The sequence below is a fragment of the Shimia sp. R9_3 genome (genome assembly GCF_017743755.1).
Taxonomy (GTDB): domain Bacteria; phylum Pseudomonadota; class Alphaproteobacteria; order Rhodobacterales; family Rhodobacteraceae; genus Shimia.
This window is the reverse complement of record NZ_JAGHRP010000002.1, coordinates 226,431-247,939: the sequence shown is the minus strand read 5'-3', so window position 1 is coordinate 247,939 and position 21,509 is coordinate 226,431. Positions and strand designations below refer to the sequence as shown.

The following is a 21,509-nucleotide window of genomic DNA, read 5'->3' as shown; positions in this document are numbered from 1 at the left end:
TTCACGGGAAAAGCGCTGGCGCCGCAGCCGAGGCCGGGCGCAACAGCGTTAGAGAGCGAGTTTGATCAGGGCAAACAGGCCCACAGCGATAATGGTGTAGCAAACAGCGCCAGCAGCGATGTAGGTCAGCTTCTCAGCGACGCCGTGCATGTAATCTTCGATCGCGTCCTGCGCTTCATTTTTGATGTGGATGATACCCACAATCAGGGTCAGCGCGGAAATGATAGCCGGGAACGGCTTGCCGAAATAGGCCAGCACTTCTTCATGGGTGCCACCCAGACCAAAGCCGAAAGTCAAAACGAAGAGCGGGACCAAAACAACAAGCAAGGATGAGTTGATCATCATATGCCAGTGATGCTCGGTGCCCTTGCCGGAAGCCCCAGTGCCGTGCGCGCGTTTGCGGTCAGTCAGAAAATTCATCTTTTCAGCTCCTTACACGATCAGCGCGGTGAGAATGGCCAACACAGTGGCACCAATGAACATGCCTTTGCCAAGCGTGACAGCGGTGTCGATGTCCAGGCAGTAGCCGAAGTCCCAGATCACGTGACGCAGACGCCCCAGCATATGGTAAAACACTGCCCAGGAAGCGAGGAACAGGAAGACATCGCCGATAAAGCTGCGCAGCAACCCATCGATGAAAGCAAAGGCACTTTCAGAGGTTGCAGCCGCCAAAAGCCACCAAACAACAATTGCCGCAATCGGAATGAGGGCGATGCCGGTGATACGCACCATGATCGAAGACACGGAGGTCATCTGCGGGCGATAGATCTGCAAATGTGGGGAGAGCGGGCGCTCAATCCTTTTCACGTCAGCCATAATGAATCCTTTCAGGTTCCCTTGATGTCTTCTAACGGTTTTTTGCGATGTGTCACCTTGGCGAAAGCTTAATTCACGCGGTTTTTTGACCCAATCTGAGGGATTTTTTTAATTTTGTGATCACACGTTTTTATTCGTGATCACATTTTGCAATTCAAGTTTTTTTGTCAGGAATTATTCACCCCAAGAGGTTACCACACCATTGCTTAACAGGCCCCTTACGTGTTGGCGCTCACATTCGATCTAACAAAGAACGCTCCACCTCAGGGCCTTCCGCCACTTGTTTGGCGACTTCCCGAATGAGCTTTTGGCGGATGCGCAGCGGGTATTCTTCAAAACCTGCAGCCGTCACAACAAAAGCCCCGGGTCCCGTGATCACATTTTCCCAGAAATACCCGGTCAGGTCCGTATCGTCGGTTTCGATCACCACGGCGTTGACTGTCACGCCCTGACCGGCAAGCCGTTTGCGCCCATACTCCACCAGCGGACCCTCATTGGAAATGCCGTCCCCTGAGACGTCGACCACCTTGCGCTTACAGTCAGGCGCTGTCTCGATCAATTCTGCGGACGCCAGCAGCGCATCCCCTATCGCTGTAGAGTATTGGCTCCATTGGCGCGGCATTTCCTCCACGGCGATGGCCAAAGCCTCAGCCTGCTCGGCGGAAGTCACCTCGGTCCAGGGCACACTGACATGCTGTCGCCCTTCTCCGGTCCACTGCATTAGGGAAACCGATGCTCTTTGGTCTATCAGCGCCTCTACGACAATCCCGTCGCGCAACGCCGCTGCCAGCCCATCCATTTGAACACGGTACTCTTTGGCATCAATGCTCCCGGACACATCGACCGTCAGTAAAAGCGCGAGATCACAGGCGCGCGCCATCGCTGGCGCACACAAAGTTCCCGCTGCTAAGACACTCAAAAACCGCATAAACCGCATAAACCGCAGCCTAGCGCGATCCGGCAGCCTGCGTCATCAACTCCGCGTGTGCGGGCTTAAAACTCCTGCGCCATCTCCACCAATGCGTCCGCAAACTCAGTACACATAGTGATCTCGATCCGCTCAGGATCGTAGAAGGCATTTGCCTCACCGCAGGGCACAACCGAAATCGTCAAAGTCTCCGGTAGACGGAACTCTTCGTTCAGCGCCGTGACTTCTGCCTGGATCACTTCTTCGGTGAGCTGTGCACCATCCGTTTCGACGACAACTTCGCCCATCACCAGCGTCTCGCCTCCACCACCATGGGCAACTTCGTCCAATGCGCCACCCCAGCTGGCAACAGCCTGATCATATTCTGATGGACAATAATCTGCTCGCTCTTCCGGCAAGCCGAGGTCTTCCGCGACATCCTCACGTTCTTCCGGATTGGCCCCATAAAACAAGCAAACCGTATTGTAGTAACGCTGCAAATCCGGGCCATGCACGTCCCAGAAGGCCACTTCAGACGTGGCTTCAGCCTCGCCCAAAAAGCCAAACGCCGCGTCATAGGCCAGCTGAACAGCCGCCTCTTCCTCGTAAAATGCATCAATCAAAAAGATCGATAACACGTCCGCTGCGTCTTCCTCCTGCCCAAAGATCGGCAACCCCAGAAGATCGATCAGAGCGTGACCAAGCTCATGATAGAAAATCCCGAGCAGATTGCCCTCAACATAGGCAAGCGTGTCTTCGGATGTATGGCCAAACTGCACTTCGGCTTGAGCGCCAGAGGCTGCACCACAGATTACCACGGGGAGTAAATATCGTTTCATAAGCGCACTAGAGCGGCAGTGCACCTTGGTGTCGAGCGCTAATTGAAACTCAACGTCTCCATCGGCTGCCAGTGGTTTTCTGGCACCATGCTGAGTGTATCAAACGCGAACCAATAACCGCCGCCCGCTTGATCCCACTTTCGGTCGATCCTGCGCCTTGCAAGAGCGCAGTACAATAAGGTGCCGACACCGCCATAGCCACAGATGAGAAGATTCTCGGATGGAAAAGCCGCTAGGAGCGCGCGCACCTCGCTGAGAATCCGCGCTTGCGCATCCACAGCGCGCTCCCAACCTTCGAAGGACACCTCAGGCGATCCAAAGAACGCATTGGCCGCGCGCTGAAATGCCTGCTCAGTTAGAAACCCTGTGCTTGAACGATCATTCTCGCCAAGCCCCTCTCGGATGGCCACAGGCGTTGAGCCGAATTTTGCCGCCAGTGGCCAAGCGGTTTCCAAAGACTTGCGCTCTGTAGTGGATGCAACGCGCCAGCCCCCTTCGGCACAGCGCGCCGCAAGCGCATCCACGCGCGCCTGCCCCACTTTGCTCAGCCCCCAATCCGGCACAGCTATATGCGGATCGATGTGCACTTCGGGATGGGTCAGGTAAATCGCGCGCGGCATCGCGTTTCCTTACATCGGCATCAATGCCCAATAGTCCAAATCAAGCAGCACTTCGGGCAGGTATTTGCCATCATCGCCTTTCAACGCAAACGGCTCGCCACCTTTTGTGGCCACCAGCCGCAGGCGAATTGCCCCTACACCGGGCGCGGAAGTTTCTGCCTTATCAAGCACTTCAGACCAAGCCTTGACCGTCAGACCAGAGAAGGCCGGATTGGCATGTGCGCCACCGTTCAGCCCCACAATCATCTGTGCGTTGGCCAGCCCGTTAAAGCTCAGCGCACGCGCCAGGGATATAATGTGGCCGCCATAAATCAGGCGTTGTCCATCGGGGCGGAAGGTCGCGTCAAAATGCACTTTCGCGGTGTTTTGCCAGAGCCGTGTCGCCATCATGTGCTCAGCTTCTTCCAGCGTTACACCATCGACGTGGTCAATGGTCTCGCCGATTTCATAATCGCCCCAACGATGGCTTTCCCCAGCCTGAGAGAAGTCATAGCCGCTGAAGTCGAGCCCTTCCGGGATCACAAGGTCCGCAGGATCGATCACCTTGGAAAGCTCTGGCACCACGGCCTCAGGTGCGGGCGCGTCTGCGTCGCGTTTGCGCACCATCACCCAGCGCACATACTCCATGACGACCTCGTCGCGCTGGTTCATACCGCGCGTGCGCACGTAAACCACCCCGGTCTTGCCGTTGGAGTTCTGTTTCAGACCAATCACTTCGGATGTGGAGCGCAGAGTATCGCCGGCATAAACCGGCTTCAGCCAACGCCCCTCGGCATACCCAAGGTTTGCCACCGCATTCAGCGACACATCCGGAACCGTTTTTCCAAAAACCACGTGGAAGGCCGCGAGATCGTCCAGCGGCGACTGCGGCAAGCCAGAGGCACGCGCAAATTCATCGCTGGAATAAAGCGCATGACGCGCTGGGTAGAGCGCATGATAGAGTGCGCGCTCCCCTGCCCCGACAGTGCGTGGCACAGCGTGTTCAATCACCTGCCCCAGCGAATAGTCTTCAAAAAACCGGCCCGGATTGGTCTTGGCCATTTAATGTTCTCCCAGTTTGGTCTCCGGGGTGTAGGTGCCTTCCACTTCCTTCACGACCGCCTGACCACAACGCATCACGCCTGTCGCCTGACAGAAAGTCTGTGTCGGAGAGCCATGAAGCTCCCACCCCTTGTTAAGCGCATCCGTCACCTTGTGACAAAATGCCGATGTGTCTTCTTCTGATAGAAAACGGTAAAGTTTCATGCTCTTAGCCTCCAAATGGCGATGGTCCGATCATGCCGTGAATGGCACCGATCACACCCATCAGGACTATAGAAGCGGCAAAGAACATGCCATCCTTTGCGATGGTGCCGCGTTCAGTCGGCTGCCAAGGGCCATCGACCCGATTGAGCACAACGATTTCTGCAAGCGCCCAAGCCAGCAAGCCGCCAAACAAAACGACCGACGGCGCATCGCCATTCACCAAGATATGCGCCACCGCCCAGAGCGAAAACCCGATCAACATCGGATGGCGCATGTTGTTAAACAGCTTGCCCTTGCGAGGCGCAGGGCTCATCAGGAAGATCGCGATGAGCACGAGCAAGTTGTTGATGTGATAGACAAAGCTTGGCGCAATCCAAAGCACATCCTCAATTTCTGCCGCGCGGTAGCCGAGCACCATCAACACAATGGAGAGGACCAGCGTTATAGCTACCAAGCCCTTCCCCTTGTCACCCAATGGCTCCCGCACACCCGGCATCGCCCGCTTGAAAAAATGGGCCGCCGCCCAAAGCAAAACCCCAAGAACCAATAATATCATCTCGCTCTCCGCTGGATTGTTGGTTGTTGGGGCAGAGGTTACCCCTCAAGCGCAGCGATTGCATCCGCCTTTGCGAGAATCTCTCGTGCGGTGACCACGTGCAGATTTTCGACAATTTTGCCGTCCACCACGGCCACACCTTGGCCGCTGGCTTCGCATTCTTCAAAGGCTGCGATCTGCCGCTTCGCCAGATCAATCTCAGCTTCTGATGGGGCAAATGCCGCGTTGGCCACGTCCACCTGCGCCGGGTGGATCAAGGTTTTGCCATCAAAGCCCATGTCACGGCCCTGATCACATTCCGCTTTCAGGCCATCCGCGTCTTTGAAGGCATTATAGACGCCATCCACGATCACGATGCCTTCTGCCTTGGCCGCAAGCAGACACAGCCCAAGCCCTGCCATCATCGGCAAACGGTCAGCACGGAAACGGGTCTGAAGCTCTTTTGCCAAATCATTTGTGCCCATCACAAAGCCGGTGAGCTGCGGATGCGCTGCAATTTCTGCAGCATTCAGCATCCCACGTGGGGTTTCCATCATCGCCCAAATCGGCTTGTCACCGACCAGCGCCGCCAATGCATCCAGCTGCGCAGTGCTCTCCACCTTGGGCAACAGCACTGCGTCGCAATCCATTGCGGCGGCGGCCTTGGCGTCAGCCTCTCCCCATTGGGTATCGAGACCATTGATCCGCACAATCCGCATCCGGCTGCCATACCCGCCTTGGGAGAGCGCATCCGCCAAAATGGCCCGTGCGTTTTCCTTCTCGTCAGGAGCAACGGCATCCTCAAGATCAAAGATGATGGCATCCACCGGCAGGCCCCGCGCCTTTTCCAGCGCCCGGTCCTTGGACCCGGGAATGTACAGAACCGAACGATAAGGGCGCGCGCGCTGATCCATGGATGTTCTCCGATTTCCATCTGTAATTTTGTTGCGCAGAATGGGGCATTTTTCTCAGAAAACTTCAAGCGCATTTTTGCCGCAACGCAGAAATGACGCGCCGTCTTATGAGCAGATACGATCCGTTAACACTTTTGATCCACACCGTTAACCATTTGTTTTCCAGTTTGGATGCAGATTAACTCTATCGCTTCCTGGGGAGGAGCGAACGCAGACAGAAAGGGCTGCAACACTAATAATAAGAGGCGAAGCAACTAGACACACATGGCGCGCATTGGCGGGAAAACGTCCGCTGCGTGACAAGATTTTCCTGAAAGGAAACCATATGAAATCCCTGCTTCTGACCCTGACGACCGGTCTTTCCCTGCTCACACTCTCTGCCCCTCTGGCGGAGGCACAGACGGCGCGCAATTGCGCGGATCGCGACAAAGTGGTTGAGCGTTTGGCCGACAAATACGGTGAATCTCGCCAGGCCCTCGGCCTTGGAGCGCAGGGCGCAATGGTTGAGATCTTTGCCTCTGAGGTTTCCGGCAGCTGGACCATCACCATGACCATGCCCAATGGCGCAACTTGCCTGATGGCGACGGGTCAAGCGTTTGAAACACTTGCCGAAGTGCTCCCGACCAAAGGGGATGATGCTTAACGTGTCATCCTATGTCAGCGCGTCAAAAATAAGCTTCACGCCGGTCACGGATAGCAGAATATAGGTCACCACGAAGAAGGCCTTTTCTGAAACGGCGTGATGCGCTTTCACACCAAGATACGCCCCCAGGCAAGCAAACGGCGCAAGCAGCAGGCCTGCCAGAAATGTCTCATAGGTGAAGACGCCCAAGAAGGCATAGGGCACAAACTTCGCGATATTGATCGCCCAAAACACCAGCACCGATGTGGCTTGGTATCCGGTCTTACTCAATCCGCGAGACAACAGATAGACGGCGGCTGGTGGACCGCCTGCATGGCTGACAAAACTGGTGAAACCAGCCACACCGCCCGCGAGCAACCCGGCGCCAGCAGGCAATTGGCGGGCCGCGGTTTTGCGCGGCCAAAGCTGCCAAGCGACAAACCCCAAAGAAACCGCGCCGATCAGCAAGCGCAGCACATCGTCATTGGCCACTTTGAACAGTGCAACGCCAAGGGCTACTCCCGGCAAACCGCCTAAAATCAGAACCTTGGCATCAGGCCAGATCCACCGCTTCCAATAGGGGCGTAAGGTCAGGAGGTCGATCAGCATCAATAGGGGCAGCATCAGCCCCAAGGCCTGCGCGGGCGGAAGAATCAGCGCAAGCAAAACGGCGCTGGCAAAAGCGGCGCCTGACCCAAATCCAGCCTTCGAAATCCCTGCAAAAACCACCGCAAGCGGCGCAACAACAAGAAACGCAAGAGAATCAGTCATGACTTTCCGTCAGAATCAGGCATCACCGCCGCGCCTCAATGTCAGAGACAAGACGCGGGCAGCTTACTCGCCGTCCAAAATCTTCTTGCGCTGCTGCTTGTATTCTTTGTCTGTCAGCAGGCCTTGCGCATAGGCGTCTTCAAGGGATGCGAGCTGTTCGCCAACCGTCGCGGTTTGCACCGTTGTCGTAGTATTCGCATTGCCGCCACCGCATGCAGAAAGCGTTAGCGCTGCCAAACTCAGCGCCATCAGGGTTTTCATCACTGTCGTCATTGCCAATTCTCCTCGGCATTTTTTTGTGTCTTACCTCAAACTTAGCCCCACGACTGCGCACAATTCAAGCGTGCGCGCCCATGCCAAACCAATAGGCAGAACCCCCGCAACAGGTGACCTAACCCTGCGACACTTCCTAACAGCTCTTGGCCTAAGGCTTGCGTCAAAGCCGTTTTCGACTTAAGCCACCCGCGATATTTAACCGGACCGGAGACAGATCCAATGGCCAGACCTAAGATCGCCCTCATCGGCGCAGGCAACATCGGCGGCACCCTCGCCCACCTCGCTGCAATCAAAGAACTTGGCGACGTCGTTCTTTTCGACATCGCAGACGGCCTGCCCCAGGGCAAGGCGCTCGACATCGCAGAATCCGGCCCTGTTGAGAAAATCGACGCCGCAATGTCCGGCACCTCCGACTACTCCGCGATCGCCGGCGCAGACGTCTGCATCGTGACCGCAGGTGTGGCACGTAAGCCAGGCATGAGCCGTGATGACCTGCTGGGCATCAACCTCAAAGTGATGAAATCCGTTGGCGAAGGCATCCGCGACAACGCACCGGACGCATTTGTGATCTGCATCACCAACCCGCTGGACGCGATGGTTTGGGCACTGCAGAAATTCTCCGGCCTGCCAACACACAAAGTGTGCGGTATGGCAGGTGTTCTGGACAGCGCACGCTTCCGCCACTTCCTGGCAGAAGAATTCAACGTATCCATGCGTGATGTAACCGCATTCGTTCTGGGCGGCCACGGCGACACCATGGTGCCTTCCGTGCGCTACTCCACCGTTGCAGGTATTCCTCTGCCAGACCTGATCGAGATGGGCTGGACCACGCAGGAGAAACTGGACGCAATGGTACAGCGCACCCGTGACGGTGGCGCAGAGATCGTTGGCCTGCTGAAGACCGGCTCCGCGTTCTACGCACCTGCCGCCTCCGCTATCGAAATGGCCGAAGCCTACCTGAAAGACCAAAAGCGCGTTCTGCCATGTGCCGCATACTGTGACGGCGACCTCGGCGTGAAAGACATGTATGTTGGCGTGCCAACCGTGATCGGCGCAGGTGGTGTTGAGAAAGTTGTGAACATCAAGCTCAACAAAGAAGAGCAAGAGATGTTTGACACCTCTGTCAACGCTGTGAAGGGCCTCGTGGACGCCTGCAAAGGCATCGACAGCTCTCTGGCATAAGCCAAGCGATACGCAATTGAAGGGCCTGCGACATGTTTCGCAGGCCTTTTTCTATGCCCAGACGTAACACATCATTGATCTTTTTGCCTGAGTTCGGGTTAACTCATCTCCGACGGTGCCGGACCAACCGCGCCATATTTCTTTTGAATTCATAAACTTGGAGACACAATGACCAATCCACTCGCAAAAGGCCTCACACTGGGTGCGCTGATCGCCCTTGCCGGCTGCACATCCTCCGCCGTGCGCAACCAACCCGGTGACACTGCCGACTACAACATCCGCAGCGGGCCGCAGACGCAGGCACCAATCACCCCGGGCCCTAACAACACAGTGCCTTACAACGGCACATGGCCATCCGCCGAGGCAGCTCTCGAAGAAGACCTCACCTGATATCCCGCTGCGACGAAACTCAGGCCACCTGAGGCCCGCACCCTTGGTCAGCACTCGTGGGGACCGTTTGCGATAACGGACCCCGCGCATCGACTCAAACCCGCAGCGCCCTTATTTCACTGACAATTTAACAAAATTGTTTTTGGCAGAATTGCTCGCCGCCAATTTGTGATCACACATTTTCCACCTGTGATCACAAATAACGAAAAATCCACCTTCTTCGCAGAATTTGCTTATCGGCCGCCTTGGTCTGTGTCAAAACGCCGCCAATCGCAGCAAGATGGGACAGTTCCATGAACATCCACGAATATCAGGCGAAAGCCCTGCTTCGCTCCTACGGCGCTCCGGTGTCCGAAGGCCGCGTTGTTCTGAAAGCAGAAGACGCCAAAACCGCCGCTGGTGAACTTGACGGCCCGCTCTGGGTTGTAAAGGCACAGATCCACGCAGGTGGCCGCGGCAAAGGTACTTTTGAGGAAGCTGATGCAGGCGAAAAAGGCGGTGTCCGCCTTGCCAAGTCGGTTGAAGAAGCCGCCGAAGAAGCCAAAAAGATGCTGGGCCGCACCCTTGTGACCCACCAGACCGGCCCAGCGGGCAAGCAGGTCAACCGCATCTACATCGAAGATGGTTCTGACATCGAGCGCGAACTGTATCTGGCCCTGCTCGTGGACCGTCAGACCTCCCGCGTGTCTTTCGTTTGCTCCACCGAGGGCGGCATGGACATCGAAGAAGTTGCAGCTGCAACTCCAGAGAAAATCCTCTCCTTCTCCGTCGACCCGGCCACCGGTTACCAAGCTTACCACGGCCGTCGCGTTGCCTTTGCTCTGGGCCTTGAGGGCGCACAGGTCAAAGAATGCGTGAAGCTGATGGGCATTCTCTACAAAGCCTTCATGGAAAAAGACATGGAGCAGCTGGAGATCAACCCGCTGATCGTCATGCCAGGCGGCAAGCTCAAAGTGCTCGACGCCAAAGTCGGCTTTGACGGCAACGCCGTGTACCGCCACCCAGACGTGGCCGAGCTGCGCGACGAAACCGAAGAAGACCCCAAAGAGCTTGAGGCGTCCAAGTACGACCTGAACTACATCGCTCTGGACGGTGAAATCGGCTGCATGGTGAACGGCGCGGGCCTCGCGATGGCCACCATGGACATCATCAAACTCTACGGCGCAGAGCCTGCCAACTTCCTCGACGTAGGTGGCGGTGCGACCAAAGAGAAAGTGACCGAAGCGTTCAAGATCATCACCTCTGACAAAAACGTCAAAGGCATTCTGGTAAACATCTTCGGCGGCATCATGCGCTGCGACGTGATCGCAGAAGGCGTTGTGGCCGCAGTGAAAGAGGTTGGCCTTGAGGTTCCGCTGGTTGTGCGTCTTGAAGGCACCAACGTGGAACAAGGCAAGGAGATCATCAACACTTCCGGCCTGAACGTGATCGCTGCTGACAACCTGTCTGACGGCGCAGAGAAAATCGTCAAAGCGGTGAAAGGATAACACCCATGGCAATCCTCGTAGACGAAAACACCAAGGTCATCTGTCAGGGCTTCACCGGCTCTCAGGGCACCTTCCACTCTGAACAAGCCATCGCATATGGCACCAAAATGGTCGGCGGCGTGACCCCGGGCAAAGGTGGCATGGAGCATCTGGGCCTGCCGGTCTTTGACTCCGTACATGATGCGAAGGCAAAAACCGAAGCCAATGCTTCCGTGATCTATGTTCCGCCCCCCTTCGCGGCAGACTCGATCCTCGAAGCGATTGACGCGGAAATGGAACTGATCATCTGCATCACCGAAGGCATTCCTGTGCTGGACATGATGAAAGTTCAGCGCGCGCTGGAAAACTCTTCCTCCCGCCTGATCGGTCCAAACTGCCCAGGTGTCATCACACCTGACGCCTGCAAAATCGGCATCATGCCGGGGCACATCCACAAGCGTGGCTCCGTGGGCGTTGTGTCCCGCTCCGGCACTCTGACCTACGAAGCGGTGAAACAGACCGCAGACATCGGTCTGGGCCAGTCCACAGCTGTGGGCATCGGCGGCGACCCAATCAAAGGCACCGAGCACATCGACGTGCTGGATATGTTCCTGTCTGATGACGAGACCCAGTCCATCATCATGATCGGTGAAATCGGTGGCTCTGCAGAAGAAGAAGCCGCAGACTTCTTGGCCAACGAGCGCAAGAAAGGCCGCTGGAAGCCAACCGCTGGCTTCATCGCTGGCCGCACAGCGCCTCCCGGCCGCCGCATGGGCCACGCCGGTGCGATTGTTGCCGGTGGCAAAGGTGGCGCAGAAGACAAGATCGCCGCAATGCAAGAAGCAGGCATCATCGTTGCCGACAGCCCAGCCGGCCTTGGCGAAGCTGTGCTCAAAGCGATCGAGCTGGGCTAAATTGTCCGCTCGCACGGCACATATGCAAACGTTCAGCGTCCGAGCCTCATGGGTTCGGGCGCTGTCCCGCATCAGCGTCGCGCAGATAACTGAAAGGTGAACGCGAATTTCTGTGTTTCAAAGCGAACCGCGCTAAGTGTTTTGAAACGTTCACGCGTTCATCTACCCCAACCCCGCCCTACATGGGGCCAATATCAAAACCGGTCCCATTCTCCATGAGGTGCCATCATGACCGAACAGTCGCCTAACGACATCTTCCACGCCTCCTCCTTTATGCAGGGGCACAACGCGGAATACCTCGAACAGATGTACGCCCGCTACGCCGCCGACCCGAATGCGGTTGACGCAACTTGGCAGGAATTCTTCCGTCAGCTCGGCGATGCGGAGCTTGATGTCAAAGCCGAGGCCCAAGGCCCGAGCTGGCAGCGCACCGACTGGCCACAGCAGCCCAATGATGATCTGACCTCCTCGCTGACAGGCGAATGGGCAGAGCCTGCCGAAGCCAAAGCCGCAGGCAACAAGATTAAAGCCAAGGCCGCTGAAAAGGGCGTTACTGTTTCTGACGAGGCCGTCAAACGCGCGGTGCTGGATTCGATCCGCGCCCTCATGCTGATCCGTGCCTACCGTATTCGCGGCCACCTGATTGCCGACATCGACCCATTGGGCATGCGCGATCAGACCCCGCATCCGGAGCTTGATCCAAAGTCTTACGGTTTCACCGACGCCGACATGGATCGCCCGATCTTCATCGACAAGGTGCTGGGTCTCGACATCGCCACCATGCGCGAGATCATGGCCATCGTGAAGCGCACCTACTGTGGCACCTTCGCGCTGCAATACATGCACATCTCCAACCCCGAGGAAGCGGGCTGGCTGAAAGAGCGCATCGAAGGCTATGACAAAGAGATCACCTTCACCCGTGAGGGCCGTAAAGCCATTCTGAACAAGATGGTTGAAGCCGAAGGTTTTGAAAAATTCCTGCACGTCAAATACATGGGCACCAAACGCTTTGGTCTGGACGGTGGCGAAAGCCTCATTCCTGCCATGGAGCAGGTGATCAAACGCGGCGGCAACCTCGGCCTGAAAGAGATCGTGATCGGCATGCCCCACCGTGGCCGCCTGAACATCCTCGCCAACGTGATGCGCAAGCCGTACCGCGCCATCTTCAACGAATTCCAAGGTGGCAGCTTCAAGCCCGAAGACGTCGACGGCTCTGGCGACGTGAAGTACCACCTCGGTGCATCCTCTGACCGCGAGTTTGACGGCAACACAGTTCACCTGTCGCTCACCGCGAACCCGTCTCACCTTGAAGCTGTGAACCCTGTTGTGCTCGGCAAAGTCCGCGCCAAGCAGGACCAACTGAACGACGCGCAGCGCACTCAGGTGATGCCTGTGTTGCTGCACGGCGATGCGGCCTTTGCCGGTCAGGGTGTTGTTGCGGAGTGTTTTGCCCTCTCCGGCCTGCGCGGCCACAAAACCGGCGGCACGATGCACATCGTGGTGAACAACCAGATCGGCTTCACCACCGCGCCGCACTTCTCCCGTTCCTCGCCTTACCCAACAGACAACGCTCTGGTGGTTGAAGCCCCGATCTTCCACGTCAACGGGGACGATCCAGAGGCCGTGGTACACGCCGCGAAAGTCGCGACCGAGTTCCGTCAGAAGTTCCAAAAAGACGTCGTGCTCGACATCTTCTGCTACCGCCGCTTTGGTCACAACGAGGGCGACGAGCCCATGTTCACCAACCCGGTGATGTACAAGCGCATCAAGAAGCAGAAGACCACGCTGACGCTCTACACCGAACGTCTGGTGAAGGACGGCCTGATCCCCGAAGGCGAAATCGAGGATATGAAGGCAGCGTTCCAGGCCCATCTGAACGAAGAGTTTGAGGTCGGCAAAGACTACAAGCCCAACAAAGCAGATTGGCTCGATGGCCGCTGGTCCCACCTCGACAAACGCGGCGAGGACTACGAGCGCGGTCAGACATCTATCAAAAAAGACACTCTTGCAGAGATCGGCAAAGCCCTGACCTCTGTGCCCGCGGGCTTCCCGCTGCACAAAACCGTGGGCCGTCTCCTCGACACCCGTGGCAAGATGTTTGAAACCGGCAAAGGCTTTGACTGGGCCACCGCTGAGGCGCTGGCTTTTGGCTCCCTGATGACAGAGGGCTACCCGGTCCGTCTGGCCGGCCAGGACGCCACACGCGGCACCTTCTCTCAGCGCCACTCCGGCATCGTGAACCAGGAAACGGAAGAGCGCTACTATCCGCTCAACAACATCCGCGCCGGTCAAAGCCAATACGAAGTCATCGACTCCGCACTTTCTGAGTACGCCGTACTCGGCTTTGAATATGGGTACTCGCTGGCAGAACCAAACGCGCTGACCCTTTGGGAAGCCCAGTTTGGCGACTTCGCCAACGGCGCGCAGATCATGTTTGACCAGTTCATCAGCTCCGGCGAAAGCAAATGGCTGCGTATGTCCGGTCTGACCGTACTGCTGCCACACGGCTTTGAAGGTCAGGGTCCAGAGCACAGCTCCGCCCGCCTGGAACGCTTCCTGCAGATGTGTGGTGGAGACAACTGGATCGTGGCGAACTGCTCGACTCCGGCGAACTACTTCCACATCCTGCGCCGCCAGCTGCACCGCACCTTCCGTAAACCGCTGATCCTGATGACGCCAAAATCCTTGCTGCGTCACAAGCTCTGCATTTCGGAAGCCGAAGATTTCACTGATGGGTCTTCTTTCCACCGCGTGTTGTGGGATGACGCCGAAAAGGGCAACTCCAACACTGAGCTGAAGAAAGACAAAGACATCAAACGTGTCGTGATGTGCTCCGGCAAGGTCTACTTTGACCTGCTCGAAGAGCGTGACGCACGCGGCATTGATGACATCTACCTGATGCGGATTGAGCAATACTATCCGTTCCCGGCGCACTCGCTGATCAAGGAACTGGAACGCTTCAAAGACGCCGAAATGGTCTGGTGTCAGGAAGAGCCCAAAAACCAGGGTGCTTGGAGCTTCATTGAGCCAAACATCGAATGGGCGCTGACCCGCATCAAAGCAAAACACACCCGCCCGATCTACGCAGGCCGCGCAGCATCCGCGTCGCCCGCCACCGGTCTGGCAAGCCAACACAAGTCACAACAAGCAGCGCTGGTCGATGCCGCGCTCACCATGGAAGGGAACTAATCCATGACCGAAGTCCGAGTCCCCACTCTTGGCGAAAGCGTCACCGAAGCGACCGTCGCCACCTGGTTCAAAAAGCCGGGTGATGCGGTTGCCGTGGACGAAATGCTTTGCGAACTGGAAACCGACAAAGTGACCGTCGAAGTGCCTGCGCCAGCGGCTGGCGTTCTGGGCGAAATCGTTGCAGCCGAAGGCGACACCGTAGGTGTTGACGCCCTGCTGGCCACCATCACCGCAGGTGAAGGCGCTGCACCAGCCCCTGCCCCAGCAGCGGCGGAAGCTCCAGCAGCCGCACCTGCAGCAGCCGGAGGCGACGCTGTGGATGTGATGGTCCCAACTCTGGGTGAGTCTGTGACCGAAGCAACCGTTTCCACATGGTTCAAAGCTGTGGGTGACACCGTTGCCCAAGACGAAATGCTCTGTGAGCTGGAAACCGACAAGGTCTCCGTTGAAGTACCAGCCCCTGCCGCAGGTGTGCTGAGCGAAATCCTCGCGCCAGAAGGCACCACTGTCGACGCCTCCGCGAAGCTTGCCGTTATCGGCGGCGCAGCGGGTGCCGCAGCAGCAGCGCCTGCAGCAGCCCCAGCAGCGGCAGCACCGGCCTCTTCTGCGGATGTGGAAAATGCACCTTCCGCCAACAAACTGATGGCAGAAAAAGGCATTGATCCAGCCGCTGTGACCGGCTCCGGTCGCGACGGCCGCATCATGAAAGAAGACGTACTGAAAGCCGCTCTTGCCCCTGCTCAGGCACCGGCAGCAGCAGCTCCGGCCCCAGCAGCCGCACCGCGCGCCCCTGTTGCGGCAGAGGACGCCTCTCGCGAAGAGCGCGTAAAAATGACCCGTCTGCGTCAGACCATTGCGCGCCGTCTGAAAGACAGCCAGAACACCGCCGCCATGCTCACCACCTACAATGAGGTGGACATGACCGAGGTGATGGCCCTGCGCAGCCAGTACAAAGACCAGTTCGAAAAGAAACATGGCGTGCGTCTGGGCTTCATGTCCTTCTTCACCAAAGCGTGCTGTCACGCCTTGAAAGAAGTGCCTGAAGTGAACGCAGAGATCGACGGCACCGATATCGTGTACAAAAACTTCGTACACATGGGCGTTGCGGCAGGCACCCCAACCGGTCTGGTTGTGCCTGTGATCCGTGATGCGGACAGCATGTCCTTTGCCGACATCGAGAAAGCGATTTCCGAGAAAGGCAAACGCGCACGCGACGGCAAGCTCTCCATGGCAGAGATGCAGGGCGGCACCTTCACCATCTCCAACGGTGGTGTTTACGGCTCCCTGATGTCTTCCCCGATCCTGAACCCACCGCAGTCCGGCATCCTGGGCATGCACAAAATTCAGGACCGTCCAATGGCGATCAACGGTCAAGTGGTGATCCGCCCGATGATGTATCTGGCGCTCAGCTATGACCACCGCATCGTTGACGGCAAAGGTGCTGTGACCTTCCTCGTACGCGTCAAAGAAGCGCTGGAAGATCCCCGTCGCCTGCTGATGGATCTGTAAGACAATTGCGGGGCTGGAACACACTCCAGCCCCGCATTCGTTAACGGCCGCTCTTGAGCGTGGCGATGGTTCGCTGTCAACTCAGGGCACACACAGAGGGCAGACAATGATCTTTGAACAAGATCGCCTCCATTCCGCTCGCCCCAGATGTCGGGGAGCATGCACATCTAAAATGCGTCAGCACCCATGCCCTACTCGCATCAAAGCTCATGTTCTTTTACCGACAAAAGCACACCCGCTTTAACGACGCTATACAGCTGCAATACCGACGCGATACCGACCCGAAATTTCGCTTGACCTGAGGCCTCTGCCAAAGCCCGATACAAAGACCAAATCACCACAACAGGACGCTCCCCATGACCCACGAACTGACAATCCTGACCTACGCAGGCCTGCTCTGGGGCTTGCAGTTCCTCGCGTATCTCGCGGTTGGGCACGGCAAGATGGATCTCGACTGGGCTATGGGACCACGTGATCAGGAAGGCGAACGCCCCGGCGCTGTTGGGCGTATGCACCGTGCGCTGGCCAACCACACAGAAGGCTTGGTACTCTTTGCCACCGCCGCATTGGTGGTCTCAGTTTCCGGCCAGTCCACAGGCTTCACCGCGACTTGCGCGAGCATCTATCTTGGCGCAAGACTGCTCTATGTCCCAGCGTATGCTCTGGCATGGCAGCCTTGGCGTACAGTCATCTGGTTGGTGAGCTTCTTCGCCACAATGGCGATGCTTGTCGCAGCACTTATCTAACTGACAAATAACATAATCTTCGAACTGTGGCGGCAAATTTCACAATGCCCGGTTCCCTAAAATCAAAAGGACCCCGTAAATGGCAACTTATGACGTCATCATCATCGGCGCTGGCCCGGGCGGCTATGTCTCTGCGATCCGCTGCGCTCAGCTGGGCCTGAAAACCGCCATCGTAGAGGGCCGTGAAACCCTCGGCGGCACCTGCCTGAACGTTGGCTGTATCCCGTCCAAAGCCCTGCTTCACGCCACCCACGAACTGCACGAAGCTGAGCACAACTTCGCAGGTATGGGTCTGAAAACCGGCGCTGTGAAGGTCGACTGGGATCAGATGAAAACCTATAAATCCGAGGTGGTTGGCCAGAACACCGGCGGTGTTGAGTTCCTCATGAAGAAGAACAAGATCGACTGGCTCAAAGGCTGGGCCTCGATCCCGGAGGCCGGCAAAGTCAAAGTAGGCGACGACGTACACGAAACCAAAAACATCGTGATCGCATCCGGCTCCGTACCATCCTCCCTGCCCGGCGTTGAAGTCGACAACGCCAAAGGCATCGTGGTGGACAGCACTGGCGCACTTGATCTGCCAAAGATTCCAAAGAAGATGACCGTGATCGGCGCTGGCGTGATTGGCCTGGAGCTTGGCTCTGTTTACGCGCGCCTCGGCTCCGAAGTCACTGTGGTTGAGTACATGGATGCGGTCTGCCCAGGCATGGACGCGGACGTTCAGCGTACCTTCAAACGCATTCTGGAAAAGCAGGGTCTTAAGTTCATCATGGGCGCTGCTGTGTCCGGTGTGGAAGCAACCAAGTCCAAAGCTAAGGTCAAATACGCGCTGAAGAAATCCCCGGATACGGAGGAAACACTGGACGCGGATGTGGTGCTGGTTGCCACAGGACGCAAGCCATTCTCCGAAGGTCTGGGCCTCGACACCCTTGGCGTCAAACTGACCGAGCGCGGCCAGATTGCAACCAACCCGCATTGGGCCACCAATGTGCCAGGCGTCTACGCAATCGGCGACGTAATCGAAGGCCCGATGCTTGCGCACAAAGCCGAAGACGAAGGCATGGCGGTTGCTGAAGTAATCGCTGGCAAACATGGCCACGTGAACTACGGCGTGATCCCAGGTGTGGTCTATACCACACCAGAAGTGGCCACCGTTGGTGCCACAGAGGCCGCTCTGAAAGCCGAAGGCCGCAAGATCAAAGTGGGCAAGTTCAACTTCATGGGCAACGGCCGCGCGAAAGCCGTGCATCAGGCCGATGGCTTTGTGAAACTCATTGCCGATGCGGAGACCGATCGCGTTCTTGGCGCAGCAATCATCGGTCCGGCAGCCGGTGACATGATTCATGAAATCTGTGTCGCAATGGAGTTTGGCGCATCCGCTCAGGACATTGCCCTGACCTGCCACGCCCACCCAACCTATTCTGAAGCCGTGCGCGAAGCCGCTCTGGCTTGTGGTGACGGTGCGATCCACGCTTAAGTCTCTGTCAGACATCAAAAAGACGAAGGGCGCCCATCAGGCGCCCTTTTTCTATGCAAACGTCACCACATGGTCTTTGCCGCCCGTGCGGCCCAGCCATCATCGTAACTCTGGCCGCCCTCCGCGCCGCGGGTCTGTTCAGCCAGAATTTCGCCAACGGTTGGCAATTGAGCGCTCCCGTCACCTGCGGACCAAAGCCCCGCCCGCATGACCGCTCGCGCGCATTGCGAATAGATTTCGCCAATCTTGATCACTATCACTGACCGCGGATGCTGCCCCTTCACCTCAAAGCTCTCGCGTAACTCTTGATCGGTGGTCACCTTAGCGAGACCATTGATCCGCACCACATTGTTAGATCCCGGCACCATAAACATCAGAGAAATGCGTCCATCGGCGACAATATTGCGAAGCGTATCAATCCTGTTGTTGCCCCGCCAATCGGGCATCAGCAGCGTCTGGGCATCCAATTCCCGCACCACCGGGCCATCATCACCACGCGGGCTGCCATCTGTGCCATCCGGCCCAACTGTCGACAGAACACAGAACCTCGAAGCCATGATCCATTTGCGATAAAGCGGCGTCATCTGATGCGCCACTTTGTGCAAAGAAGCGGACCCCGGCGCGCCGTAGAGCGCCTCAAGCTCCGCAATATCAGTGACGTACTCCATCTGGATCAAACCCTGCTTCGCGCATCAATGCATTGGAACGATCCTCAATGACCGTCTCAAGCTGTGTCATGAAATCCTTCTGCGCAGCACCTGGGGCAATAGGCTCAAGAAATTCAACCACGGCCAATCCAGGTTTGCGCAACATTGTGCCTTTGGGCCAGAACATTCCTGCATTGGTTGCGACAGGTACCGCAGTCTGACCTGTTTCTTTGTAAAGCGCGAAGGGACCAATCTTGTATTTCACGTACTCACCGACCGGCACCCGCGTGCCTTGAGGATAGATCACAAGCTGCCCCGGAGCCACACGTCCGCTCTCCACATCCGCCAACATGGATTTGATGGCCGCGCCCCGCTTGCCACGCCGCACCGGTACACAGCCAAGCCGCCAAGCGTAGACACCAATAATCGGAGTGAACAGAAGCTCGTACTTCATGATGAATCGGGGCTGAGGCACCGCTTTGAAGATCATCATGATATCCAGAAAAGACTGATGCTTTGCGGGAACCAATACCGCTCCTGTCGGGATCTGTCCCCGTACCTCAGATCGGATACCCACCAGCCAGCGCGCACTCCAGATCGCCCAAGTTGCGTAAGACTTACAGGCCGTCATTGCCCCCTTGGGAGAGACAAGCGCCCACGGGAAGAAAAGAATGCCCATCAGCAACATCATCACCGCGTTTTGAAGCACGTAAATGATCGAGAGTATCCATTGAATAGCCAGCCGCATCAGGTCAACTCCGACAGGGTTCTGCGCGCGGCAGACCCCGTTGCAAAATAGGCCACAACCGCAGCCACAATCGGGATCAAGATGAGCGAGAACCAACCTGCACCCTCAAATCCCAATCCAGTCAGGAAACCGCCATCCTCTTGCGCGGAAGGCAACAGGTAGATCGCCAGCGCCCCCAAGGCGGTGCCAGAAAACGCGCCACTCAACGCGCGCAGGGTGAAGCGGCGCACAAAGGCGGACGCGATGTAGTGATCCTGTGCACCGATCAAGCGCAGCACCGAAATCACCTGAGAATTGGCAGCCAAGGCAGCGTTGGCCGCCAGCGTGATCATCGCCGCCATAGCCGCTCCAATGAGACCTATCGACACCAAGCCAAGCAAACGCAACCGCTCTGCGGCCCGCTCCAACGGTCGGCGCCATCGTGTATGGTCGTCCAGCACAGCGCCAGGCACCTCTGCCTGCAAGCGCAAACGCAAGCCCGCTGCGTCATAACCCTCTTCGGTCTCCACAATTTCGACCAACTGTGGGATTGGTAAGCTGTCAATCGGAAGATCAGGCCCAAACCAGGGAGCAAGCAACCCGCGCTGCTCTTCCGCGCTCAGTGCTCTTGCAGAGGCCACACCCGGCGTGCTTTCCAACACAGCAAGCGCAACTGCCGTCTGCGCCCCAACTTGTTCAGCGGGTGCGGAAATTCTAAGTGTGGAGCTCTGCGCCAGCTCCGCTCCCCAACGCGCGGCCAACCGGCCGCTTGCAAGCGAAAGCGCGAGCGCAAAAACGGTCAAAAAAGCCATCGCACCAGCGGCAAACAACGTCAAACGCGCGGTAAACCCTGTTGGCGGAACAACTCGGTCCGCTTGCGCATCGCCAACAATGAGAGAAGAAAGCCGGAGTCTCTTGCTCATAGGTCCGCTCCTGCCAGTTGCAGTTTCCGACCGGAAATGCGCAGCACCCGGGCCTGCACATGATGTTTGGCGGACCGAATGAGATTGAGATCATGGGTCGCAATCAGAATAGTTTTGCCCATCTTATTAAGCTCCACAAGCAACTGCAGCAGCCGCTGTGACATTTCCCAATCCACGTTGCCTGTGGGCTCGTCCGCGAGCACCACATCAGGCGACATGATCACCGCACGCGCCAGTGCTGCGCGTTGCCGCTCACCACCAGACAGCTCTGGCGGCAAAGCATTGGCGCGATGGCCAAGGCCCACCCAACTGAGCAGCTCTTTTAAGTTGGAGTGTTGCTCAAGCGTGTCTCGCCCAGACACCGTCAGAGGCAGGGCCACATTTTCTCGCACCGGGAGGTGATCCAGAAACTGACAGTCCTGATGCACGACACCGATCTGACGACGGGTCATCGCGTGATCATCCCGCGTCATGTTGCGGACATCTTTTCCAAACAGCTGCACTTGGCCCGAAGTCGGGGTCAGCGCACCGTAGCAAAGCTTCAGAAACGTCGTTTTGCCTGATCCTGACGGGCCGGTGAGAAAGTGGAATGACCCCGGCGCAAGTTTAAGGGAAACATCGCTCAGCAGCTCTCCACCGCCGTAGCTATAGGCTATGTTATCAAGTTCGATCACTGCGGGCCTCATTTGTCTTGGCTGTTGTGCACGAGCATCGTCTTGGTTGCAATCCGTTCTGGTCCGGCTTTGCACTTTCGCAAAGCCTGATTACAGAATATGGTTCACAAACAAAGATAA

General features: G+C 57.2%; 24 protein-coding genes. 9 read left to right on the top strand and 15 right to left on the bottom strand.

Going from position 1 to position 21,509, the window contains the following annotated elements:
* Positions 1 to 48 precede the first annotated feature (48 nt).
* The 9 genes from sdhD to J7412_RS05730 form a co-directional block, all read right to left on the bottom strand.
* A complete protein-coding gene (sdhD, locus tag J7412_RS05770; RefSeq protein ID WP_209077812.1) occupies positions 49 to 420 on the bottom strand; it encodes a succinate dehydrogenase, hydrophobic membrane anchor protein in 372 nt (123 codons plus the stop codon).
* Between the two features lie 12 nt (positions 421 to 432).
* The gene (sdhC, locus tag J7412_RS05765; RefSeq protein WP_209061454.1) at positions 433 to 816 is read right to left on the bottom strand and encodes a succinate dehydrogenase, cytochrome b556 subunit; all 384 of its coding nucleotides are present in this window, start codon (positions 814 to 816) and stop codon (positions 433 to 435) included.
* Between the two features lie 232 nt (positions 817 to 1,048).
* The gene (locus J7412_RS05760) at positions 1,049 to 1,696 is read right to left on the bottom strand and encodes a DUF1194 domain-containing protein (protein ID WP_247743787.1); all 648 of its coding nucleotides are present in this window, start codon (positions 1,694 to 1,696) and stop codon (positions 1,049 to 1,051) included.
* Between the two features lie 113 nt (positions 1,697 to 1,809).
* Positions 1,810 to 2,562, bottom strand: coding sequence for a DUF4344 domain-containing metallopeptidase (locus J7412_RS05755; RefSeq protein WP_209077811.1), 753 nt, complete (start codon positions 2,560 to 2,562; stop codon positions 1,810 to 1,812).
* 38 nt (positions 2,563 to 2,600) lie between these two features.
* On the bottom strand, positions 2,601 to 3,182 hold the full coding sequence (locus J7412_RS05750; protein WP_209077810.1) for a histidine phosphatase family protein: 582 nt from the start codon (positions 3,180 to 3,182) through the stop codon (positions 2,601 to 2,603).
* Positions 3,183 to 3,191: 9 nt separating this feature from the next.
* The gene (locus J7412_RS05745; RefSeq protein WP_209077809.1) at positions 3,192 to 4,223 is read right to left on the bottom strand and encodes a MaoC family dehydratase; all 1,032 of its coding nucleotides are present in this window, start codon (positions 4,221 to 4,223) and stop codon (positions 3,192 to 3,194) included.
* Positions 4,224 to 4,427, bottom strand: coding sequence for a DUF1737 domain-containing protein (locus J7412_RS05740; protein ID WP_209061465.1), 204 nt, complete (start codon positions 4,425 to 4,427; stop codon positions 4,224 to 4,226).
* A gap of 4 nt (positions 4,428 to 4,431) precedes the next feature.
* Positions 4,432 to 4,983, bottom strand: coding sequence for an NnrU family protein (locus tag J7412_RS05735; protein WP_209077808.1), 552 nt, complete (start codon positions 4,981 to 4,983; stop codon positions 4,432 to 4,434).
* A gap of 38 nt (positions 4,984 to 5,021) precedes the next feature.
* Entirely contained in the window at positions 5,022 to 5,876 is an 855-nt protein-coding gene (locus tag J7412_RS05730) for a CoA ester lyase (protein ID WP_209077807.1), read from the bottom strand.
* A gap of 325 nt (positions 5,877 to 6,201) precedes the next feature.
* Between J7412_RS05730 and J7412_RS05725 the strand changes: the two genes are divergently transcribed.
* Positions 6,202 to 6,519, top strand: a complete 318-nt coding sequence (locus tag J7412_RS05725) for a hypothetical protein (RefSeq protein WP_209077806.1) — start codon at positions 6,202 to 6,204, stop codon at positions 6,517 to 6,519.
* 9 nt (positions 6,520 to 6,528) lie between these two features.
* Here the strand turns inward: J7412_RS05725 and J7412_RS05720 are convergent, their stop codons facing one another.
* Together J7412_RS05720 and J7412_RS05715 are read right to left on the bottom strand one after the other, a co-directional pair.
* Complete coding sequence (locus J7412_RS05720) at positions 6,529 to 7,269, bottom strand: sulfite exporter TauE/SafE family protein (protein ID WP_209077805.1); 741 nt, start codon at positions 7,267 to 7,269, stop codon at positions 6,529 to 6,531.
* A 63-nt stretch (positions 7,270 to 7,332) separates the two neighbouring features.
* Positions 7,333 to 7,542 carry an SHOCT domain-containing protein gene (locus J7412_RS05715; protein ID WP_209077804.1) on the bottom strand — a complete coding sequence of 70 codons (210 nt, stop codon included), beginning with the start codon at positions 7,540 to 7,542 and terminating at the stop codon, positions 7,333 to 7,335.
* A gap of 222 nt (positions 7,543 to 7,764) precedes the next feature.
* Between J7412_RS05715 and mdh the strand changes: the two genes are divergently transcribed.
* The 8 genes from mdh (at position 7,765) to lpdA (ending at position 18,418) form a co-directional block, all read left to right on the top strand.
* Complete coding sequence (gene mdh, locus J7412_RS05710; RefSeq protein ID WP_058241421.1) at positions 7,765 to 8,727, top strand: malate dehydrogenase; 963 nt, start codon at positions 7,765 to 7,767, stop codon at positions 8,725 to 8,727.
* A 168-nt stretch (positions 8,728 to 8,895) separates the two neighbouring features.
* Complete coding sequence (locus J7412_RS05705) at positions 8,896 to 9,117, top strand: hypothetical protein (protein WP_209077803.1); 222 nt, start codon at positions 8,896 to 8,898, stop codon at positions 9,115 to 9,117.
* Positions 9,118 to 9,410: 293 nt separating this feature from the next.
* Positions 9,411 to 10,604, top strand: coding sequence for an ADP-forming succinate--CoA ligase subunit beta (gene sucC, locus J7412_RS05700; RefSeq protein WP_209061479.1), 1,194 nt, complete (start codon positions 9,411 to 9,413; stop codon positions 10,602 to 10,604).
* Between the two features lie 5 nt (positions 10,605 to 10,609).
* A complete protein-coding gene (gene sucD / locus J7412_RS05695) occupies positions 10,610 to 11,497 on the top strand; it encodes a succinate--CoA ligase subunit alpha (RefSeq protein ID WP_209061484.1) in 888 nt (295 codons plus the stop codon).
* A gap of 228 nt (positions 11,498 to 11,725) precedes the next feature.
* Positions 11,726 to 14,686: a 2-oxoglutarate dehydrogenase E1 component gene (locus tag J7412_RS05690; RefSeq protein WP_209077802.1), complete on the top strand. Its 2,961-nt coding sequence runs from the start codon at positions 11,726 to 11,728 to the stop codon at positions 14,684 to 14,686.
* A 3-nt stretch (positions 14,687 to 14,689) separates the two neighbouring features.
* A complete protein-coding gene (gene odhB / locus J7412_RS05685; protein ID WP_209077801.1) occupies positions 14,690 to 16,195 on the top strand; it encodes a 2-oxoglutarate dehydrogenase complex dihydrolipoyllysine-residue succinyltransferase in 1,506 nt (501 codons plus the stop codon).
* 356 nt (positions 16,196 to 16,551) lie between these two features.
* Entirely contained in the window at positions 16,552 to 16,941 is a 390-nt protein-coding gene (locus tag J7412_RS05680) for an MAPEG family protein (protein WP_209077800.1), read from the top strand.
* 79 nt (positions 16,942 to 17,020) lie between these two features.
* Positions 17,021 to 18,418 (top strand): dihydrolipoyl dehydrogenase, encoded by a 1,398-nt coding sequence (gene lpdA, locus J7412_RS05675; RefSeq protein ID WP_209077799.1) that lies wholly within the window; start codon positions 17,021 to 17,023, stop codon positions 18,416 to 18,418.
* A gap of 62 nt (positions 18,419 to 18,480) precedes the next feature.
* On the opposite strand, the gene J7412_RS05670 is transcribed toward lpdA, so the two are convergent.
* The 4 genes from J7412_RS05670 to J7412_RS05655 are packed head-to-tail and all read right to left on the bottom strand — an operon-like array spanning position 18,481 to position 21,389.
* Positions 18,481 to 19,086 (bottom strand): pyridoxamine 5'-phosphate oxidase family protein, encoded by a 606-nt coding sequence (locus tag J7412_RS05670; protein WP_209077798.1) that lies wholly within the window; start codon positions 19,084 to 19,086, stop codon positions 18,481 to 18,483.
* Entirely contained in the window at positions 19,070 to 19,813 is a 744-nt protein-coding gene (locus J7412_RS05665; protein ID WP_209077797.1) for a lysophospholipid acyltransferase family protein, read from the bottom strand. Before J7412_RS05665 ends, J7412_RS05670 begins: the two co-directional genes overlap by 17 nt.
* Entirely contained in the window at positions 19,813 to 20,715 is a 903-nt protein-coding gene (locus J7412_RS05660) for an FtsX-like permease family protein (RefSeq protein ID WP_209077796.1), read from the bottom strand. Before J7412_RS05660 ends, J7412_RS05665 begins: the two co-directional genes overlap by 1 nt.
* Positions 20,712 to 21,389, bottom strand: coding sequence for an ATP-binding cassette domain-containing protein (locus J7412_RS05655; protein ID WP_209077795.1), 678 nt, complete (start codon positions 21,387 to 21,389; stop codon positions 20,712 to 20,714). Before J7412_RS05655 ends, J7412_RS05660 begins: the two co-directional genes overlap by 4 nt.
* Between the last annotated feature and the right edge of the window lie 120 nt (positions 21,390 to 21,509).